Origin of the sequence: Roseburia sp. AF22-2LB, from assembly GCF_003461125.1 — a bacterium.
Classification (GTDB): Bacteria; Bacillota; Clostridia; order Lachnospirales; family Lachnospiraceae; genus Roseburia_C; species Roseburia_C amylophila.
The window spans coordinates 129186-147791 of the sequence record NZ_QTWM01000007.1 but is presented as its reverse complement, the minus strand read 5'-3'; the positions used below and the strand labels follow the sequence as shown (position 1 = coordinate 147791).

Sequence of the window (18606 nt, the reverse complement as noted above, 5' to 3'; positions counted from 1 at the left end):
TGTCCCTTTTGTTGCCATAGGAGATGAGGAAAGATGAAAGAGTTAGAACTTTTAGCACCGGCAGGTTCCTTGAAAACATTAAAGGCAGTCATTCATGCCGGAGCAGATGCCGTATATCTTGGCGGAAGTATGTTCGGTGCAAGAGCATATGCCAATAATTTTAACGAAGAAGAATTATTAGAAGCAATCCGTTTCGGACATATTCATGGACGCAAAATTATTCTTGCGGTGAATACTCTGTTAAAAGAATATGAATTAGGACAGCTCTATGATTATCTGCACCCTTATTATGAAGCGGGATTAGATGCTGTCATCGTGCAGGATATGGGCGTTATGGAGTTTATCAAAACTCATTTTCCAAATCTTCCGATACATACCAGTACCCAGATGACCATTACCAATGTAGAGGGAGCCAGGCTTTTAAAGGAACAGGGTGTAGAGCGTGTGGTGACAGCGAGAGAAATGTCCTTAGAAGAAATTCAAAGAATCCATGATGAAGTAGGCGTGGAACTGGAAAGCTTTATTCATGGCGCATTGTGTTACTGTTATTCCGGACAGTGCCTTTTCAGTAGTATCATCGGCGGAAGAAGCGGAAACCGTGGCAGATGTGCACAGCCATGCCGCCTTTCCTATGAAGTATTGCAGGGAGAAAAGAGTCTTACCGGACATCATGCAACTCCGATTCTGAGTCTTAAGGATATGTGTACACTGCCATTTTTGTATGAACTGGCAGACCATGGGGTATATTCCTTTAAGATAGAAGGACGGATGAAGACACCGGAGTATGCTGCCGGTGTAGTAAGTATTTACCGAAAATATATGGATTCCTATCTGGATGGAAGCCGTATTCCGGTGGAGAAGAAGGATATCAGGGCACTTTTAGAACTTGGAAACCGAGGTGGCTTTACCAACGGATATTACTATCATCATAATGACAGTGATATGCTAAGCGGAGAGAGTGCTTCCCATAATAAGAGCGAAGGTGTTCTTCAGGATAACATCCGTAGAGAATATGTAGACACCGAATTAAAAGAAAAGATTAAAGGAAAGTTAATATTAAATAAAGAATGCCCTGCTAAGATAGAAGTGCAATATGGAAAAATAAAAGTTTCTTATCAGGGAGATATGGTTCTTGTAGCGCAGAATCGTCCGTTGACGGAAGAAGTTGTAACAGAAAAGATTACAAAGACTGGAAATACACCATTTGTTTTTGAAAATCTTGAAGTTACAATGGATGATGATATTTTTATGCCGGTAAACCAGTTGAACCAGCTGCGAAGAGGTGCGTTGGAAGCATTAGAAGAAGCGTTGTTGAAACCTTATGAAAGAACGCTTCCAGAATTGGTGGAAACTTCTTCCGCTGAAACAGATAGGCAGACAACAGGAAATGTCATAAAAGAAAAGCAGATTTCCGGACAGTCATTATCACAGACTTCTGGACAACAATCCGCCGGTTCATCCACAGAAGTCCGGGTACTGATTGAAGACGCAGAACAGCTTCCGGCAGTATTAAAAGCCGATTTCGTGGATACGGTTTATCTTGATTGTATGTTGTATACAAGAGAAAATCTGATCCGCAAGTTAAGTGAGGATATAGACAGGGTACAGGCATCCGGTAAGAAAGCATTTTATGTATTCCCGTTTATTTTCCGGCAGCAGACCAGTCTTTTTTATGAAAAAATCATGCCGGAGCTAAAAAAGCTTCCATTAAATGGTATTATGGTGCGGAGTCTTGATGAGATTGCGTTTATAAAGGAATGGGGCAATGAAAACTGGCAGATGGTATCCGACAGTAATTTATATACCTATTCCAATGAAGCAGCAGAATATTTTTATCATCTTGGAATGATGCAGGATACAATTCCGGTGGAATTGAACCGGAAGGAGATTTTAAGAAGAGAAAACAGCCGGTCTGAAATGATTATCTATGGCAGACTTCCACTTATGATAACGGCACAGTGTATTCATAAGAACACGTTGGGCTGTATGCATCAGCCTGACGTGCTGACCTTAAAAGACCGTTATTCGGTACATTTTCCGGTGAAAAATTTCTGCTCGGAATGTTATAACGTAATTTATAATTCGCTTCCGGTCTGTCTCTTTAAGGAAGACGTAACCGTGAAAAAGATTGCACCGGCTGCCGTGAGACTTTCCTTTACGATAGAGACGGAAGAAGAGACAGAACAGATTTTAACAATTTATGGCGATATTTATAAAAATGGTGGCATTTTGGGGCAGCTGCCAATGGAATGCACCAATGGTCATTTTAAACGAGGCGTAGAATAAAGCAGAGGTATTTATGGTTCATTTAATTGTGGAGTTATCAAAATATGCACTGATTATTCTGTTTTCCGTGTATACATATGAATGTTTTGCGGTATTCCGGAATATATCAGAACGAAAACAGGAAAAGAAATTTAAACGGCAGGCAAGGATTTTGTATGTGATTCATTTTACGGCATATTTAGTCATATTTGCGGTGACAGAGGATGCATATACCTTTATTTTTTATCTGGCGCAGATAATTCTTCTTGTTGTGGTGCGGAATGTGTACAAATTATGTTATCCGACGGCTTCAAGACTTTTGGTTAATAATATGTGTATGCTTATGATTATCGGGTTTATTATTCTGACCCGCCTGAATTTTGGACATGCTATCAAGCAGTTTGCGATTGCAGCGGTATCCTGTGTGATTTCCCTTGTGATTCCGGTGATGATACGGAGGATGGGATTTTTCCGGAATCTTACCTGGATTTATGCGGCAATCGGTATTGTGGAACTTGGTATTGTATGTATAGCAGGAAGCACCAGCTATGGAGCAAAGATTTCCTTTACCATAGCAGGAATTACGGTACAGCCGTCCGAATTTATTAAGATTCTTTTTGTGTTTTTTGTGGCTGCCATGTATCATAAATCAACGGAATTCCGTCAGGTGATAATTACCACTTTGATTGCAGCACTGCATGTATTGATTCTGGTATTATCCAGGGATTTAGGTGGCGCATTGATTTTCTTTGTGGCTTATATGGCAATGCTTTATGTGGCAACGAGAAAACCACTCTATTTTGCCGGTGGACTGCTGGCGGGAAGTGTAGCGGCAGTAATTGCCTATAAATTATTTAACCATGTCAGAGTCCGTGTGGTGGCATGGAAAACACCTCTAAAAGTAATTGACAAAGAGGGCTATCAGATCTGCCAGTCACTTTTTGCAATCGGGACCGGAAGCTTCTTCGGTCTGGGGTTATATCAGGGCATGCCAAATAAAATACCGGTAGTAGAACAGGATTTTATTTTCGCAGCAATTTCAGAAGAACTGGGTGGAATGTTTGCCCTGTGTCTTATTTTGGTCTGTGTAAGCTGTTTCCTGATGTTTTTAAATATTGCCATGCAGTTAAAGGATTCCTTTTATAAGCTGGTGGCACTTGGACTTGGAACGATTTACGGATTTCAGGTATTCTTAACCATTGGCGGAGTTACAAAATTTATTCCATCCACCGGAGTAACCCTTCCGTTAGTCAGCTATGGAGGAAGCTCCATGTTAAGTACATTGATTATATTTGGCATTATTCAGGGATTATATATTTTGCGGGAAGACGAAGGAGTGTCACATAATGAAAAAGGAGAATATAAATCAGCAAAAAAGAAAGCAAAATCGGGATTCGAAACAGAAGTCAGGGACCTCAGTTAGTAAGAATAAAGAATTTGCAGTGATTACTTATCTTTTCCTTGCTATCTTTATCTGCCTGATGGGATATATGGTATATTTTCAGACGGTAAAAAGCGAAGATTTTATCAATAGTCCATATAATAGCAGACAGGATACTTTTGCAGACCGTGTGGTCAGAGGAAAGATTATGTCAGCAGATGGCAAAGTTTTGGCCGAGACCGTAGTGGATGCTGCCGGTAATGAAACCCGGAAATATCCTTATGGTAATATGTATGCGCATGTGGTCGGTTTTTCCACCAATGGAAAGTCAGGTATTGAATCCAATATGAACTTTAATCTTTTACGTTCCCATTCTTTTGTATTAGAGCGTATGTTTAACGAGATTAAAGATGAAAAAAGCATGGGAGACAATGTGGTTACCACGTTGGATTCCACTTTGCAGGAAGCTGCATATCAGGCATTGGGTAATTATGATGGTGCAGTTGTTGTGATGGAGCCTTCCACCGGAAAAGTGCTTGCCATGGTGTCCAAACCGGATTTTGACCCGAATACTATTGCGGCAGACTGGGATTCCATTATTTCAGAAGATAATAATAACTCGGTTCTTTTAAACCGGGCGACCCAGGGATTATATCCGCCTGGTTCTACTTTTAAAATAATTACAACTTTAGAATATATCCGGGAAAATCCGGATTATGAGAATTACAGTTATAGCTGTAACGGAAGTATTACAGAGAATGATTTTACAATACACTGTTATAATAATGCCGTGCATGGAACGCAGGATTTGAAGCAGTCCTTTGCAAATTCCTGTAATTCATCTTATGCCAATATCGGATTATCTTTGGACACAGATTCTCTTTCGGACCTTTGTTCAGATTTGATGTTTGATAAGACACTGCCGGGAAACTTTGAAACAAGTAAAAGTCAGTTTAAATTAACAGATGAATCCCCGGAAAGTATGAAAATGCAGACGGCAATCGGACAGGGAGAGACGCTGGTAACACCACTCCATATGTTATTGATTACCAGTGCAATTGCCAACGATGGTATTCTGATGAAACCTTATGTGGTAGACCATACGGAAAATGAAAATGGTATAGAAGTAAAGAAATATGAGCCGGCTGCAAGCAAGCAGCTTCTTTCGGAAAAAGAAGCAAAGACCATGCAGGAATTTATGGCAGGAGTAGTTGCAGATGGTACTGCATCCAAGTTAAATGGGCAGAGTTATACTGCATACGGCAAGACTGGCTCCGCAGAGTTTAATAACAATAAGGGAGAAAGCCATTCCTGGTTTGTTGGATATGCACACCGGGAGGATAAGGAAGATATTGCAGTTGTTGTAATTGCAGAAGGTGCAGGTGCAGGCAGTACTGTTGCAGTTCCGGCAGCAAAACAGGTTTTTGATGCATATTACAGATAAATGAAAACAGATAGGATGACATGTTGCGTCGGGGAATCATCCTGGACTTCTGAAATGGATTGTTGCATCCTTATGAAAAAAGGGGTATACTGTTTGTTAAACAAAAGGTAGTGACCACATCAGGAGGTATTGCAATGATTGAAGCAACAAGTTGTGGTGGTGTGGTAATATTTCGGGGTAAGGTGCTTGTCCTTTATAAGAATTATAAGAATAAGTACGAAGGCTGGGTGCTTCCAAAGGGAACAGTGGAACCCGGGGAAGAATTCAAAGATACCGCAGCAAGAGAGGTATTGGAGGAAACGGGCGTAGATGCATCCATAATCAAATATGTCGGGAAGAGCCAGTATAGCTTTACTGTGCCAGAAGATACGGTGGAGAAACAGGTACATTGGTATCTGATGATGGCAGACAGTTATTACAGTAAGCCACAACGTGAAGAGTTCTTTGTAGATTCCGGATATTATAAATATCATGAAGCCTATCATCTTTTAAAATTTGCCAATGAGAAGCAGATTTTGGAAAAGGCTTATAATGAATATCTGGATTTGAAAAAGTGTAATCTGTGGGGAACCCACAAATATTATTAGAGCAGCCATCTGACTGCTTTTTTAAATCAGATATGAGGTGTAGCATGCATTGGTATTCTAATTTATATCTGGGAGAAAGGCTGAAAAATCAGGAAGCAAAGGTAAAAAGCAGAGTGGAGCGGAATGTGCCACAGCCGTCGCTTTATCTTCTGACCCTTCCGTCAAATGAAGAGAATCTTCTGGATATTATACCGGCAACAGATTTATTACAAAAGGCATATCCGAAGAAAGAACTTTTTATTATCGGTCTGGAAAGAGGATATGACGCAGCATTAGAGATGTCAGCAGCAATTGTGAATGATATTTATCATAAAACAGGAACATTTGAAGTGCGTAAATTTGTACTGAAACAGCAGACTCGTAAAAATACTGAAATGGAGACATGAGGATGACAGTGCTGTTATCTATTTTGAAAATCCTGGGCATAATATTATTATGCATATTAGGTTTACTGGTTTTACTTATCATGCTTTTGCTGTTTGCTCCGGTATCTTACCGGATTCGTGGAGAGACAAGGCAGGGACAGACTACGTTAAAAGTGCATGGAGCATGGTGTCTTATGGCTTTGCGTTTTTCCTTTCTAATGGAGCAGGGAAAGCGGCTTGCAGTTTTAAAGATTTTTGGCATAAAAGCATGGAAGTATCCATCGGATGAAAAATCCAAAAAGAAATTAGAAAAAAAGAAAGTAAAGAAAAAGCAGAAAAAGAAATCCGGGGAAAAATCCCATAAGGAACCGGAAAAAGACTTAGTGCAGAAACGTCAGAAGCCGGAAGAACAAACAGCACCGGCGATTGAAAAAAAGATAGATGTAACGGGGTTAGAAGAACAGAATCCACCGGCTGAAGTGCAAGAAGAACAGACGGAAAAACAGTATGAACAGAAACACCATAAGAAGACATATAAGAAAAAGTTTGTTTCCGTATTTGGTAAAATCAGCAAGACAATACGCTCGATAGTAGAAAAGATAAAAGCAATTCCGCAGAAATTAAAAAATATCGGCAGTAAAATAAAAAAAGTGAATCAGTGGATACAGGATGAGCAGAATAGAAGTGCCGTCCGGTTTGTCCTGGGTGATGTAATAGGGCTGTTAAAAAAATACGGACCAAAGCATATGAAGGCAGATGTTGCTTATGGTATGGAAGATCCGGCAGCCACAGGACAGGTTTTAGCAGTGCTCAGCGTATTACCATTTTTATATTATGATAAGGTATCTATTATGCCGGATTTTGAGGCAGAACGTTTTTATATCGAAGGCAGCTGGGATATAAGGGGACGGATACAGGTGATTCATTTATTAAAGGCTGCAATTCAAATCTGGAGAAATCCGGATGTGAAACACTTTATAAAGCAATTTTAACAGAATCAATACGAAGTAGAATCAGGAGGAATTATTATGTCAGACAGTAATAACACATTTCGCAATACGGTAGAATCTTTATTCAAAGGAATGGACAGCTTCATTACAACCAAGACGGTTGTAGGAGATGCCATTCATATCGGAGATACCATCATTCTTCCATTAGTGGATGTATCCTTTGGCGTAGGCGCAGGTGCATTTTCACAGGAGAAGAAGAACAACGGAGCAGGAGGAATGGGTGGAAAGATTACACCGAGTGCGGTTCTTGTCATTCAGAATGGCACCACCAAGCTTGTAAATATTAAGAATCAGGATGGTGTGACCAAAATTCTTGATATGGTACCAGATTTCGTAAATAAGTTTGCATCCAGGGGAAAGAAGGATGAGGCAGCAACTGCAAAGTTAGATGAAGAATCCAAGAAAGCAGCAGAGTCTGAGATGAATGAAATTTTATCTGATGCAGTAAATAAGGATGAAGAATAAGAACAGTATAGAATAGTAACAGAAGAACGTACAGCGTGCTAAGTGAAAAAGAAGGGCATATACTATAATGGTATATGTCTTTTTGATTGGAGAAAAAACATGAAACGCTTGATGGGGTATTCCTTTTTCATGGTGGGATTTGGCATGTTTTTTATGTTTATTATTCCAAGTGACGTGATTGGGATTATTATTATATTGATATTGCTGTTGATAGGGTATAATCTTTTCTGCTGTAAGTAATAGGAAAGCAATTTCTTGTAAAGGAACAAAGAATGTGCCTTGGCACATTCTTGCGCCTGCGGCGGTCGCTTGCGACAACTACCTTATACGCCGCAGTGTGCATCCTCGCGGAGCGTTTTTACTTTACAGGAAAGCAATTTCCTGTAAAGTAAAAAAAGGACTGTCCAAAAGGACAGTCCAGATAGAAAATGCTAATTAAGCTCTTTCAACGGATCCGGATCTTAAACAGGAAGTACATACGTACATTCTTTTTGGAGTTCCGTTTACTTTACATTTTACAGATTTGATGTTTGATTTCCACATTCTATTAGATCTTCTATGAGAATGGCTCACATTGTTACCGAAATGAGCGCCTTTTCCACAAACTGCACATTTTGCCATGATAGCACCTCCTTTAAATTCTTCACTAAGCCTGTTATGACACAAGCTCACAACAAAGCTATCTTAACAGAAATACAGACAGAATGCAAGAAAAAAATTGCATTTTTTGAAAATAAAGAAAAATACTGTTTCTTTTTTCGGAAAAAGAGGTTATAATATAGTTCATGTTATGTATATACTGGCGGAAATGCGAGAAGATTAATTTTAATTGGAGGTTATAGAATGACAGGTAAAATGGAAAACGAATTAGGTAAAGTCGTAATTGATAATGAAGTAATTGCAACCTATGCCGGTTCTGTTGCAGTTGAGTGCTTTGGCATTGTGGGAATGGCTGCAGTTAATATGAAAGATGGCCTGGTTAAATTATTAAAGAGAGATTATCTGACACATGGTATAAATGTGGATGTGGATGAAAATAATAAAATTACAATTGATTTCCATGTAATTGTTGCCTATGGCGTAAGTATTGAGACAGTAGCAGACAATCTGATTCATACGGTAAAATATAAAGTGGAAGAGTTTACCGGAATGCAGATTAAGAAAGTCAACATTTTAGTTGAAGGCGTCAGAGTGATTGATTAAGGAGGAACTGTTGAAGTGGAAGTAAGTACAATAAACGCTGCGGTATTTGCTAAAATGTTTTTGGCCGGAGCAAAGAATCTCGAAGCAAAGAAAGAGTGGATTAACGAACTGAATGTTTTCCCTGTACCGGATGGAGATACAGGAACCAATATGTCTATGACAATTATGTCAGCAGCAAAGGCAGTAAGCGAGCTTGAAAATCCGACCATGAAGGAACTTGCAAAGGCAATTTCATCGGGTTCATTAAGAGGAGCAAGAGGAAACTCAGGAGTTATCCTTTCCCAGTTATTCCGTGGATTTACCAAGGTGATTGCAGAATATGATGAGCTTGATGTAGTGATTCTGACAGAAGCTATGCAGAAGGCTGTTGAGACTGCATATAAGGCAGTTATGAAACCAAAGGAAGGAACGATTCTTACTGTTGCTAAGGGGGCAGCCAACAAAGCATTAGAACTTTGTGATGATACCGATGATATTGTATTCTTTGTAGATGAAGTTATTAAAGAAGCAGACCATGTGTTAAGCAAGACACCGGATATGCTTCCTGTATTAAAACAGGCTGGCGTAGTAGATTCCGGCGGACAGGGACTGGTTCAGGTATTAAAGGGCGGTTATGATTCCCTGATTGGCAAAGAAATTGATTACAGCATTGAAGGTTCTGCAGCATCTGCAGGTGTTATGAAGATTACTGCTGAGACAGAAGCTGATATTAAGTTTGGTTATTGTACCGAATTTATCATTGTATTAAATCAGCCATTAACAGAGAAGCAGGAGCATGAATATAAAAACTTCTTAGAGTCCATTGGTGATTCTATCGTTGTTGTGGCAGATGATGAGATTGTGAAAACCCATGTACATACCAATGACCCTGGTCTTGCCATCCAGGAAGCATTGAAACATGGTTCATTAAGCAAAATCAAGATTGATAATATGCGTGAAGAGCATCAGGAAAAATTAATCAAGGATGCTGAGAAACTCGCAAAAGAGCAGAAAGAGGAAGAAACCAAAAAAGAAGAAAAGGCAGAGGAACCAAGAAAAGAAATGGGCTTCATTTCCGTATCCATTGGTGCCGGTGTCAATGAAATCTTCAACGGACTTGGAGTGGATTATATCATCGAAGGTGGTCAGACCATGAACCCAAGTACCGAGGATATGTTAAATGCCATCGACCATGTGAATGCAGATAACATCTTTATTCTTCCGAATAATAAGAATATTGTACTGGCTGCAAATCAGGCAGCATCTTTAGTAGAAGATAAGAAGATTATTGTTATTCCAACCAAGACAATTCCACAGGGAATTACAGCACTGATTAACTTTATTCCGGATCAGTCGGCAGAGGAAAATGCAGAACGTATGACCGAGGAATTAGAAAATGTAAAGACCGGTCAGGTAACTTATGCAGTTCGTGATACTGTAATCGATGACAAAGAGATTAAACAGGGCGATTATATGGGAATTGGCGACAAGAGCATCCTTGCTGTTGGTAAGGATATCAAGAGCACTACAGAAGATATGGTTGCTGAGATGGTAGATGAAGAATCTGCGATTATCTGTATCTATTATGGTGAAGAAGTAACAGAAGAAGATGCCAATGCATTAGGTGCTGCTTTAGAAGAGAAGTATCCGGAGGTAGAAGTGGAGATTCACTTTGGCGGACAGCCAATTTACTATTATGTAATATCAGTAGAGTAACAGGAGTGTTTATGGACAGAAATGCACCCATTCAGGAATTGAATGGAGTTGGACCAAAAACTGAAAAAATATTGCAAAAACTTGGAGTATATACCGTTGGGGATATACTCCTTGCTTTTCCAAGGGATTATAAGCAGATGCCGGAGCCGGAGCATATCAGTGTGGCAGAGCCGGAGAAAGTCTATGCTTTTCATGTACGGCTGTGTTCTTCTCCGGTAACAAGAAGTACCAGAGCCATGCAGATATCTACTGCACAGTTTAGCGATGGAACAGGGAAAGTAGAGGCGGTCTGGTTTCGGATGCCCTATATCTGTAATCAGCTGAACCGGGAACCGGAAGTAATATTATATGGAAAGCTGACCTTAAAAAATAAGAAATATGTCATGGAACAGCCGGCAGTGTGGAAGCCGGATGAATACAGGAAAATGCAGATATCACTTCAGCCGGTATATCCGCTGACTAAGGGCATATCCAGCAAGCAGTTTGGTAAGCTTGTACGTACAGCCCTTGACAGTGTAAAAGAAGATGGTGAATATATTCCGGAAGAAATCTTAGCCCGCCATCAGTTTATGGGATTGAGAGAGGCATTGGAAAAAGTGCATTTTCCAACAGATTTAGAAGAACTGACCGGAGCAAGAAAACGTCTTGCTTTTGACGAATTTTTCTTATTTCTGCTGCAGATACAGCGGTTTAAGGAACATCACGAGCAGACGCCGAATGGATTTCCGGTAGTAAGGGATGAATTTATTGAGGTGGTGGCAGAACAGCTTCCGTTTCCACTGACAAATGCCCAGAAGAAAACACTGGCAGATCTGGAAAAAGATATATACAGTCCTTATGCCATGCAGCGGCTGATACAGGGGGATGTAGGCTCCGGTAAGACTATTCTTGCATTTCTTATTATGGCAAAATTTGCCCATGAAGGTTATCAGACTGCTATTATGGCACCAACCGAGGTTCTGGCAAGACAGCATTATGAGACCTTTCAGGAATGGATTGCTATGTTTGAACTGGACTTTCCTGTTATTCTTCTTACCGGTTCGTTGACCGCAAAGGAAAAACGTGAAGCATATGCGAGAATGGAAACAGAACAGAATGCCATGATAATTGGAACCCATGCATTGATACAGGAAAAGGCACTTTATCAGAAGCTGGCGCTGGTAGTAACGGATGAACAGCATCGTTTTGGGGTAAGACAGAGGGAGACGCTGGCAGATAAGAGCAGCCGGCTGCCACATGTACTGGTTATGAGTGCGACTCCGATTCCGCGGACCCTTGCAATAATTCTTTACGGAGATCTGGACATCTCGGTAGTAGATGAGCTTCCGGCAGAACGTCTTCCGGTCAAAAATTGTGTCGTTGGACCGAAAATGCGGGAGAAATCCTGGAATTTTATTTTAGATGAAGTTCAAAAAGGACATCAGGCATATATCATCTGTCCTCTGGTAGAAGCCAATGAGGAATTGGAATTGCAGGATGTTACTTCATATGTAAAGAAATTAGAACAATATTATGGAGACAGAATCAGCGTAGGATTACTTCATGGAAAAATGCGCCCGGCAGAGAAGAATAAAGTAATGGAAGCCTTTGTCACTGGTGAAATCCAGGTTCTGGTTTCTACAACGGTAGTGGAAGTAGGTGTAAATGTGCCGAATGCCACAGTTATGATGATTGAGGATGCACAGCGTTTCGGGCTGGCACAGCTCCATCAGCTGCGGGGGCGTGTCGGAAGAGGAAATGCACAATCCTATTGTATTCTTATGAATTCTTCCAATGGAAAGAATGCCAAAGAGAGATTGAATATTCTGGCGGGTTCTAATGATGGATTCTATATTGCCAGTGAAGATTTGAAAATGCGTGGACCAGGAGATTTCTTCGGAGTACGTCAGAGTGGTTTGATGGAATTTAAAATTGCAGATGTCTTTTCGGATGCCGATATGCTTTCTATTGCATCCGAAGAAGCAAAAGAATATGTCGAAAAGTGTAACTTAAACGATTGCGAAAAAGACATGAGACTTGAAACAACACTGAAAAATGCGTACAAAATGACAGAATACAACACAAATATTTAGAAAGTTTCGAAAAATTAAGGAATAATTTGTGAAAAGTTTACGAAAATTAACGCAAAATCCCTCGTTTTTATTGCTAAATTGCCTAAATGTTGATACAATAAGTACAAAATTACAATTTAGTGAAGGCGGGGGATATATTTTTATGGCTAAGAAGAAAAAAGGGAAGAAAATTAGCACGAAAATGTTAAGTGCAATGCTCCCGGTACTGATTCTTGGTATGGCTGTATTAGGGGCAGTCAGTGTATTTTCCAGTAAGCAGATTATTGACGATGAGATTGGGAAGGAAATGACGCTGAGTCTGGAAAACGAGAAGACAGAGGTAGAGTCACAGATGCAGTCTGCGGCAAGCCTTGCAAAACATATGGCTGGAATTGTTGGGATTACTTATGAAAATGAGGAACTGCTGGCATATGTTAATTTCTTAAATACCATGATTTATGAGGAGGATTTTATTTATGGTGCCGGAATTTATTTTGCACCGAATAAGTATGACTCCAAACAACGTTTTGTAGGACCTTATGTATACAAGGATGGAGATACGCCGATTCTGACTTATGACAGGAGCCAGTCCTCTTATGATTATGTAAGCAGGGATTTCTACAAGATTGTTTCGAATGGCGAAACAGAATCGAAGTTTACAAAGGCATATCATGATGAGGTTCTAGACTGTGATATGGTAAACTGTTCTGCACCGATGTATAGTGCAGATGGAACTTATATGGGATGCGTAACTGTTGATATTACGCTGGATGAGATTCAGAATCTGGTCAGCCAGATGTCAGTAGGAAAAACAGGAAAAGCATTTCTGATTTCATCGGATGGAACCTATCTTTATACACAGGATTCCGGTAAAATCATGAATGAGAAAATAACGGATTCTAAAAATAGTTCTCTTGCTAAAGTAGGAACAAAAATGTTAGATTCTGATAGTGGAAAAGCCTGCTTTACAGAAGGGATTACCGGATATACGGTATATTATGAGACAATTCCGGATCTGGACTGGAAACTTGGAATTGCGATTGAAAATTCAGAACTGAATGCACCGGTTATCAGCCTTGGGATTAAGTTGGCAATCATTGCGGCAGTGATTCTTATTATTATGATACTTGTGATTTTATCACAGGTAAAATCAGTTTCCAGACAGATTAATAGAGTTAAGAACTTTGCTGTACAGCTGGCAGAGGGTAACTTTAAAGTACAGTCGCTTGAGAGCAGACGCAGTGATGAACTGGGAGCAATGGGACAGTCTTTAAATGAAATGTATGGAAATAATAAGGACATGATTTCAAAAATCAGTGGTCATGCAAAACTTCTGAGTGATTCCAGCATTGAACTGAAGCGTTCGGTAGAGGAATTAAAGAAGGATTATGAGATGATAGAGTCACTGATGAATCAGGTTAATTCCGATATGACTTCCTCTAGCGCAGCGACGGAAGAAGTAAATGCTGCAGTAGAGGAAGTGAATTCCTCTGTTAATATGCTGGCTTCTGAGACAGAAAAGAGTCTGGAACTGGCAGGAGAAATTAAGAAGCGTGCAAATGGAATTGAAGATACCAGCCGCAGTGCTTATGAACTTGCCAATAAGCTTGCAGCGCAGAACAGAGCTGGTCTGGAGAAGAGTATTAAGAATGCAGATGTTGTAAAATCCATTGGCGCATTGGCAGAAGTGATTTCCGAAATCGCAGATCAGATTAACTTACTGTCCTTAAATGCTTCCATTGAGGCCGCCCGGGCAGGAGAACAGGGAAAGGGATTTGCAGTTGTTGCCGGAGAAATTGGCAATCTGGCAGGTGAGACTACAGCTGCAGTTAATAAGATTAAAGAAACAATTGGCGAAGTAGAACATGCCTTTAGCGGAATTGTGGAACAGTCACAGTCTATGTTAAACTTCGTGACAGATACGGTCGCACCGGACTACGATACTTTCGTCAATGTAGCACAGCAGTATGGAGATGATGCCCAGGCAATTGAAAAATTTTCCAATGATATTGCCCGGATGGCAACAAATATTGAGACAATCATTCACGAGGTCAGCCAGGCAGTGTCCAGTGTGGCGGAATCTTCCCAGAATACAGTGGATAATAGTGGACAGATTATGCAGTCTGTAAATTCAGTATCTGCAGTTGTTGGAGAGGTGTCTGAAATGTCTTCCCAGCAGGAAAAGATTGCCGGAGAATTAAAAGAGGTTGTCGGAAAATTCGTATTGTAATAAGTGTTACTGCATGTGTCATGATAGAAAAATGATATAGAAAGAAAAGGGGGAACCTGAGAAAGGGGCTGTTCACCGATTCCGGTGGACAGCCTCTTCTGACATCTAAGTGGGCAATGAAAAAGATGTGTTAACGTTCAGCCATCTGCTTTTCCTGCGCCTCAATCATTTTCTTTACCATATAACCGCCTACGGAACCATTCTGACGGGAAGTTAAATCCCCATTATATCCCTCAGACAGTGGTACACCTAACTCACTTGCAACTTCGAATTTGAAACGGTTTAATGCACTTTGTGCTTCTGGAACAGAAGATTTTTTCGAACGATTAGACATAGTAAATTTCCTCCTTAGCATTTGTATATAACCGAATGGTTACAATACTATTATCTACCGATAAAAAAGGATAATACTAATAAATATTCACTTTTTTGGAATAATCTTGAAAAAGCTCTTGACACATACAAGTATAATTGTATACAATTATTCAAGAATATTTGTGAATCAAAAGGAGTGTGTTCCATGAGAGAAGTCGTTATGAATGAAAAAACTAATCTATTACAGTTGGAAGAGCATTTTTATCAGCTTGTAGATGTTGAGGAACCAAATGTATTCCGCAATCTTTTTCCATATGAGGAAATTCCGAAAATTGCATTTAATGACAGAATCGTTCCGCATAATATGCCGGAGGATATCTGGATTACTGATACAACATTCCGTGATGGTCAGCAGTCAAGAGCACCATATACCACAGAACAGATTGTAACCATCTATGATTACTTACATAAATTAGGCGGACCAAAGGGTAAAATTCGTCAGAGCGAGTTCTTCCTATATAGCAAGAAGGATCGTGATGCCGTATATAAATGCTTAGAGCGTGGTTATAAATTCCCGGAAGTCACCAGCTGGATTCGTGCCAGCAAACAGGATTTCCAGCTGGTAAAAGATTTGGGACTGCGTGAAACCGGTATTTTGGTAAGCTGCTCCGATTATCATATTTTCTATAAAATGAAAATGACCAGAAGCGAAGTTATGAATCTTTACTTAAGTGTGATTCGTGAATGCTTAGAGACTGGAATCAGTCCAAGATGTCATTTGGAGGATATTACACGTTCTGATATTTACGGATTTGTAATTCCGTTCTGCTTAGAGCTGATGAAGTTAATGAAAGAATACAATATTCCGATTAAGATTCGTGCCTGCGATACCATGGGATATGGTGTAAACTTCCCGGGAGCAGTAATTCCGCGAAGTGTACCGGGTATCATTTACGGACTTACCACACATGCAGGAGTTCCTTCTGAATTGATTGAATGGCATGGACACAACGATTTCTATAAAGCAGTCAATAACTCGACCACAGCATGGCTTTACGGTGCATCCGGCGTAAACTGTTCCTTATTTGGTATTGGTGAGAGAACCGGTAACACACCTCTGGAAGCAATGGTATTTGAATATGCGCAGTTAAAGGGTACCCTGGATGGAATGGATACCAGAGTTATCACAGAACTGGCAGAATATTATGAGAAGGAATTGAATTATAAGGTTCCAAGCCGTACACCATTTGTCGGAAGTAATTTTAACGTTACAAGAGCAGGTATCCATGCAGACGGACTTTTGAAAAATGAAGAAATTTATAACATTTTTGATACCGAAAAATTCTTAAATCGTCCGGCACTGGTATCTGTTTCCAATACATCAGGACTTGCTGGAATTGCACACTGGATTAATACCTATTACCGTCTCAGTGATGACCGTAAAGTAGATAAGAATTCGGAACTGGTAAAGACCATCAAACAGTGGGTAGACGAGCAGTATGATGAGGGACGTGTAACTGTAATTACAGATAACGAACTTGTAGTACAGATAACTGACTGTTGTAAAAAACTCGGAATTGTATTATAAATTAAGGAGGCTTTATCGTGGGCGAAGAAGGATATTCTTTAAGCGGAAGAGTATTTCATACGATTCGTGAAAATATCTTATCCGGAAAATACAAGTGCGATGAAGAATTAAAAGAAAAAACCCTGGGTGATGAACTGGGTGTCAGCCGTACTCCGGTAAGAGAAGCCTTAAGGCAGCTTGAACTGGAAGGACTCGTCAGAATCATTCCAAACCGCGGAGCATTCGTAGAGGGAATTACGAAAGAAGACGTAAAAGATATCTATGAAATCCGTGCACGGCTGGAGGGACTTTGCACAAAGTGGGCGGCAGACAGAATTACCAAGGAGCAGATAGCGGAACTGGAAGAAAACATTTTTCTGGTGGAATTTCATGCTAAGAAGGAAAATTATGCACAGATATTGGAGCTGGATAATAAGTTTCATGAGGTGCTTTATGAAGCTTCCGGAAGCAAAATGTTAAAGCATGAATTGTCTGCATTTCATCATTATGTGGAAAGAGTTCGAAAAATCACTTTGTCAATGCCGGATCGTGTGGTAAAATCAAATGATGAACATAAAAAGATTGTAGAAGCATTGAAGCAGCACAATGCAAAAGAAGCAGAACTGCTTGCGACAAGTCATATGTTAAATACTATTGAAAATATGGATAATTATGGCTGGGACAATCTGCTGAAATAGTAAATGGAGGATAGAAAGATGGACAAAATTAAAATGACTACCCCTTTGGTTGAAATGGACGGAGACGAAATGACAAGAATCCTTTGGAAAATGATTAAGGATGAACTGTTATTACCATTTATTGATTTGAACACAGAATATTATGACCTGGGTCTTGAACATCGTAATGAAACGGATGACCAGGTAACTGTAGATTCTGCAAATGCAACAAAGAAATACGGTGTTGCAGTAAAATGTGCTACCATTACACCAAATGCAGCACGTATGACGGAGTACAACTTAAAGGAAATGTGGAAGAGTCCGAATGGAACTATCCGTGCAATGTTAGATGGAACGGTATTCCGTGCACCAATCGTTGTAAAGGGAATTGAGCCATGTGTTAAGAACTGGAAGAAACCGATTACCATTGCAAGACATGCTTACGGTGATGTATACAAGGCTTCTGAAATGAAGATTCCGGGACCGGGAAAATGTGAACTGGTTTATACAGCAGAGGACGGAACGGAAACAAGAGAGCTGATTCATAACTTTACCGGAGCAGGTGTTGTCCAGGGACAGCATAACTTAAATGATTCTATCGAAAGCTTTGCAAGAAGCTGCTTTAGCTATGCACTTTCTACCAGACAGGATTTATGGTTTGCAACCAAGGATACCATTTCCAAAAAATATGACCATACTTTCAAAGATATTTTCCAGGAAATCTTTGATGCGGAATATAAAGAAAAATTCGAAGAAGCAGGAATTACCTACTTCTATACCTTAATCGATGATGCGGTAGCCCGTGTGATGAAAGCAGAGGGCGGCTTTATCTGGGCATGTAAGAACTATGATGGAGATGTTATGAGTGATATGGTATCATCTGCATTTGGTTCCCTTGCCATGATGACTTCCGTACTGGTATCACCGGCAGGATATTATGAATATGAAGCTGCACACGGAACAGTTCAGCGTCACTATTATAAACACCTCAAGGGAGAAGAAACATCCACCAACTCCGTAGCAACTATTTTTGCATGGACCGGAGCACTTCGTAAGAGAGGTGAATTAGATGGCAACCAGGAGTTAAGCACATTTGCCGACAAACTGGAAAAAGCCTGTGTAGATACGATTGAATCCGGAAAGATGACCAAAGACCTTGCACTGATTACTACAATTGAAAATCCGACTGTATTAAACAGTGAAGACTTTATCAAGGCAATCCGTGCTACATTAGAGAAAATGTTATAAATTTTATACTCCGGGAGGGCAGAATAGTGTGCCGTCCCGGAATTTTCAGCTATAAAAAGCCCCTTGTAAAGAATGCTTTACTTATGGGGCGAAGAGAAAAAGT

At 40.1% G+C, this 18606-nt stretch carries 16 protein-coding genes; 14 read left to right on the top strand and 2 right to left on the bottom strand.

Features of this window, described 5'->3' with window-relative positions; translation table 11 throughout:
• Positions 1 to 33 precede the first annotated feature (33 nt).
• The 7 genes from DWX96_RS11000 to DWX96_RS10970 all read left to right on the top strand — a co-directional run bounded on the left by DWX96_RS11000 (position 34) and on the right by DWX96_RS10970 (position 7517).
• Positions 34 to 2286 carry a peptidase U32 family protein gene (locus tag DWX96_RS11000; protein ID WP_118057429.1) on the top strand — a complete coding sequence of 751 codons (2253 nt, stop codon included), beginning with the start codon at positions 34 to 36 and terminating at the stop codon, positions 2284 to 2286.
• A 13-nt stretch (positions 2287 to 2299) separates the two neighbouring features.
• Positions 2300 to 3688, top strand: coding sequence for an FtsW/RodA/SpoVE family cell cycle protein (locus DWX96_RS10995; protein ID WP_118057430.1), 1389 nt, complete (start codon positions 2300 to 2302; stop codon positions 3686 to 3688).
• Positions 3612 to 5090, top strand: coding sequence for a peptidoglycan D,D-transpeptidase FtsI family protein (locus DWX96_RS10990; RefSeq protein ID WP_118057431.1), 1479 nt, complete (start codon positions 3612 to 3614; stop codon positions 5088 to 5090). The genes DWX96_RS10995 and DWX96_RS10990 overlap by 77 nt, the downstream gene beginning before the upstream one ends.
• A 134-nt stretch (positions 5091 to 5224) precedes the next feature.
• Complete coding sequence (locus DWX96_RS10985; RefSeq protein ID WP_022243760.1) at positions 5225 to 5677, top strand: NUDIX hydrolase; 453 nt, start codon at positions 5225 to 5227, stop codon at positions 5675 to 5677.
• A gap of 44 nt (positions 5678 to 5721) precedes the next feature.
• On the top strand, positions 5722 to 6063 hold the full coding sequence (locus DWX96_RS10980) for a hypothetical protein (protein ID WP_118057432.1): 342 nt from the start codon (positions 5722 to 5724) through the stop codon (positions 6061 to 6063).
• A gap of 2 nt (positions 6064 to 6065) precedes the next feature.
• Positions 6066 to 7034, top strand: a complete 969-nt coding sequence (locus DWX96_RS10975; RefSeq protein ID WP_118057433.1) for a DUF2953 domain-containing protein — start codon at positions 6066 to 6068, stop codon at positions 7032 to 7034.
• Between the two features lie 36 nt (positions 7035 to 7070).
• A complete protein-coding gene (locus DWX96_RS10970) occupies positions 7071 to 7517 on the top strand; it encodes a GerW family sporulation protein (RefSeq protein ID WP_022243763.1) in 447 nt (148 codons plus the stop codon).
• 435 nt (positions 7518 to 7952) lie between these two features.
• Here the strand turns inward: DWX96_RS10970 and rpmB are convergent, their stop codons facing one another.
• Entirely contained in the window at positions 7953 to 8138 is a 186-nt protein-coding gene (gene rpmB / locus DWX96_RS10965; protein ID WP_117698403.1) for a 50S ribosomal protein L28, read from the bottom strand.
• A 222-nt stretch (positions 8139 to 8360) separates the two neighbouring features.
• On the opposite strand from rpmB, the gene DWX96_RS10960 reads away from it, so the two are divergent.
• From DWX96_RS10960 to DWX96_RS10945, 4 genes are all read left to right on the top strand, one after another.
• Positions 8361 to 8720, top strand: a complete 360-nt coding sequence (locus tag DWX96_RS10960; protein WP_022243764.1) for an Asp23/Gls24 family envelope stress response protein — start codon at positions 8361 to 8363, stop codon at positions 8718 to 8720.
• A 15-nt stretch (positions 8721 to 8735) separates the two neighbouring features.
• Entirely contained in the window at positions 8736 to 10415 is a 1680-nt protein-coding gene (locus tag DWX96_RS10955; protein ID WP_118057434.1) for a DAK2 domain-containing protein, read from the top strand.
• A gap of 11 nt (positions 10416 to 10426) precedes the next feature.
• Entirely contained in the window at positions 10427 to 12487 is a 2061-nt protein-coding gene (recG, locus tag DWX96_RS10950) for an ATP-dependent DNA helicase RecG (protein WP_118057435.1), read from the top strand.
• A gap of 142 nt (positions 12488 to 12629) precedes the next feature.
• Positions 12630 to 14696 carry a methyl-accepting chemotaxis protein gene (locus DWX96_RS10945; protein WP_118057436.1) on the top strand — a complete coding sequence of 689 codons (2067 nt, stop codon included), beginning with the start codon at positions 12630 to 12632 and terminating at the stop codon, positions 14694 to 14696.
• Positions 14697 to 14826: 130 nt separating this feature from the next.
• On the opposite strand, the gene DWX96_RS10940 is transcribed toward DWX96_RS10945, so the two are convergent.
• Complete coding sequence (locus DWX96_RS10940) at positions 14827 to 15030, bottom strand: alpha/beta-type small acid-soluble spore protein (protein WP_022243767.1); 204 nt, start codon at positions 15028 to 15030, stop codon at positions 14827 to 14829.
• Positions 15031 to 15216: 186 nt separating this feature from the next.
• Between DWX96_RS10940 and DWX96_RS10935 the strand changes: the two genes are divergently transcribed.
• The 3 genes from DWX96_RS10935 to DWX96_RS10925 are packed head-to-tail and all read left to right on the top strand — an operon-like array spanning position 15217 to position 18503.
• Positions 15217 to 16599 (top strand): isopropylmalate/homocitrate/citramalate synthase, encoded by a 1383-nt coding sequence (locus DWX96_RS10935; RefSeq protein WP_022243768.1) that lies wholly within the window; start codon positions 15217 to 15219, stop codon positions 16597 to 16599.
• Positions 16600 to 16616: 17 nt separating this feature from the next.
• Positions 16617 to 17276 (top strand): GntR family transcriptional regulator, encoded by a 660-nt coding sequence (locus DWX96_RS10930; RefSeq protein ID WP_117698399.1) that lies wholly within the window; start codon positions 16617 to 16619, stop codon positions 17274 to 17276.
• Between the two features lie 18 nt (positions 17277 to 17294).
• On the top strand, positions 17295 to 18503 hold the full coding sequence (locus DWX96_RS10925) for an NADP-dependent isocitrate dehydrogenase (RefSeq protein ID WP_117841030.1): 1209 nt from the start codon (positions 17295 to 17297) through the stop codon (positions 18501 to 18503).
• Positions 18504 to 18606: the final 103 nt, after the last annotated feature.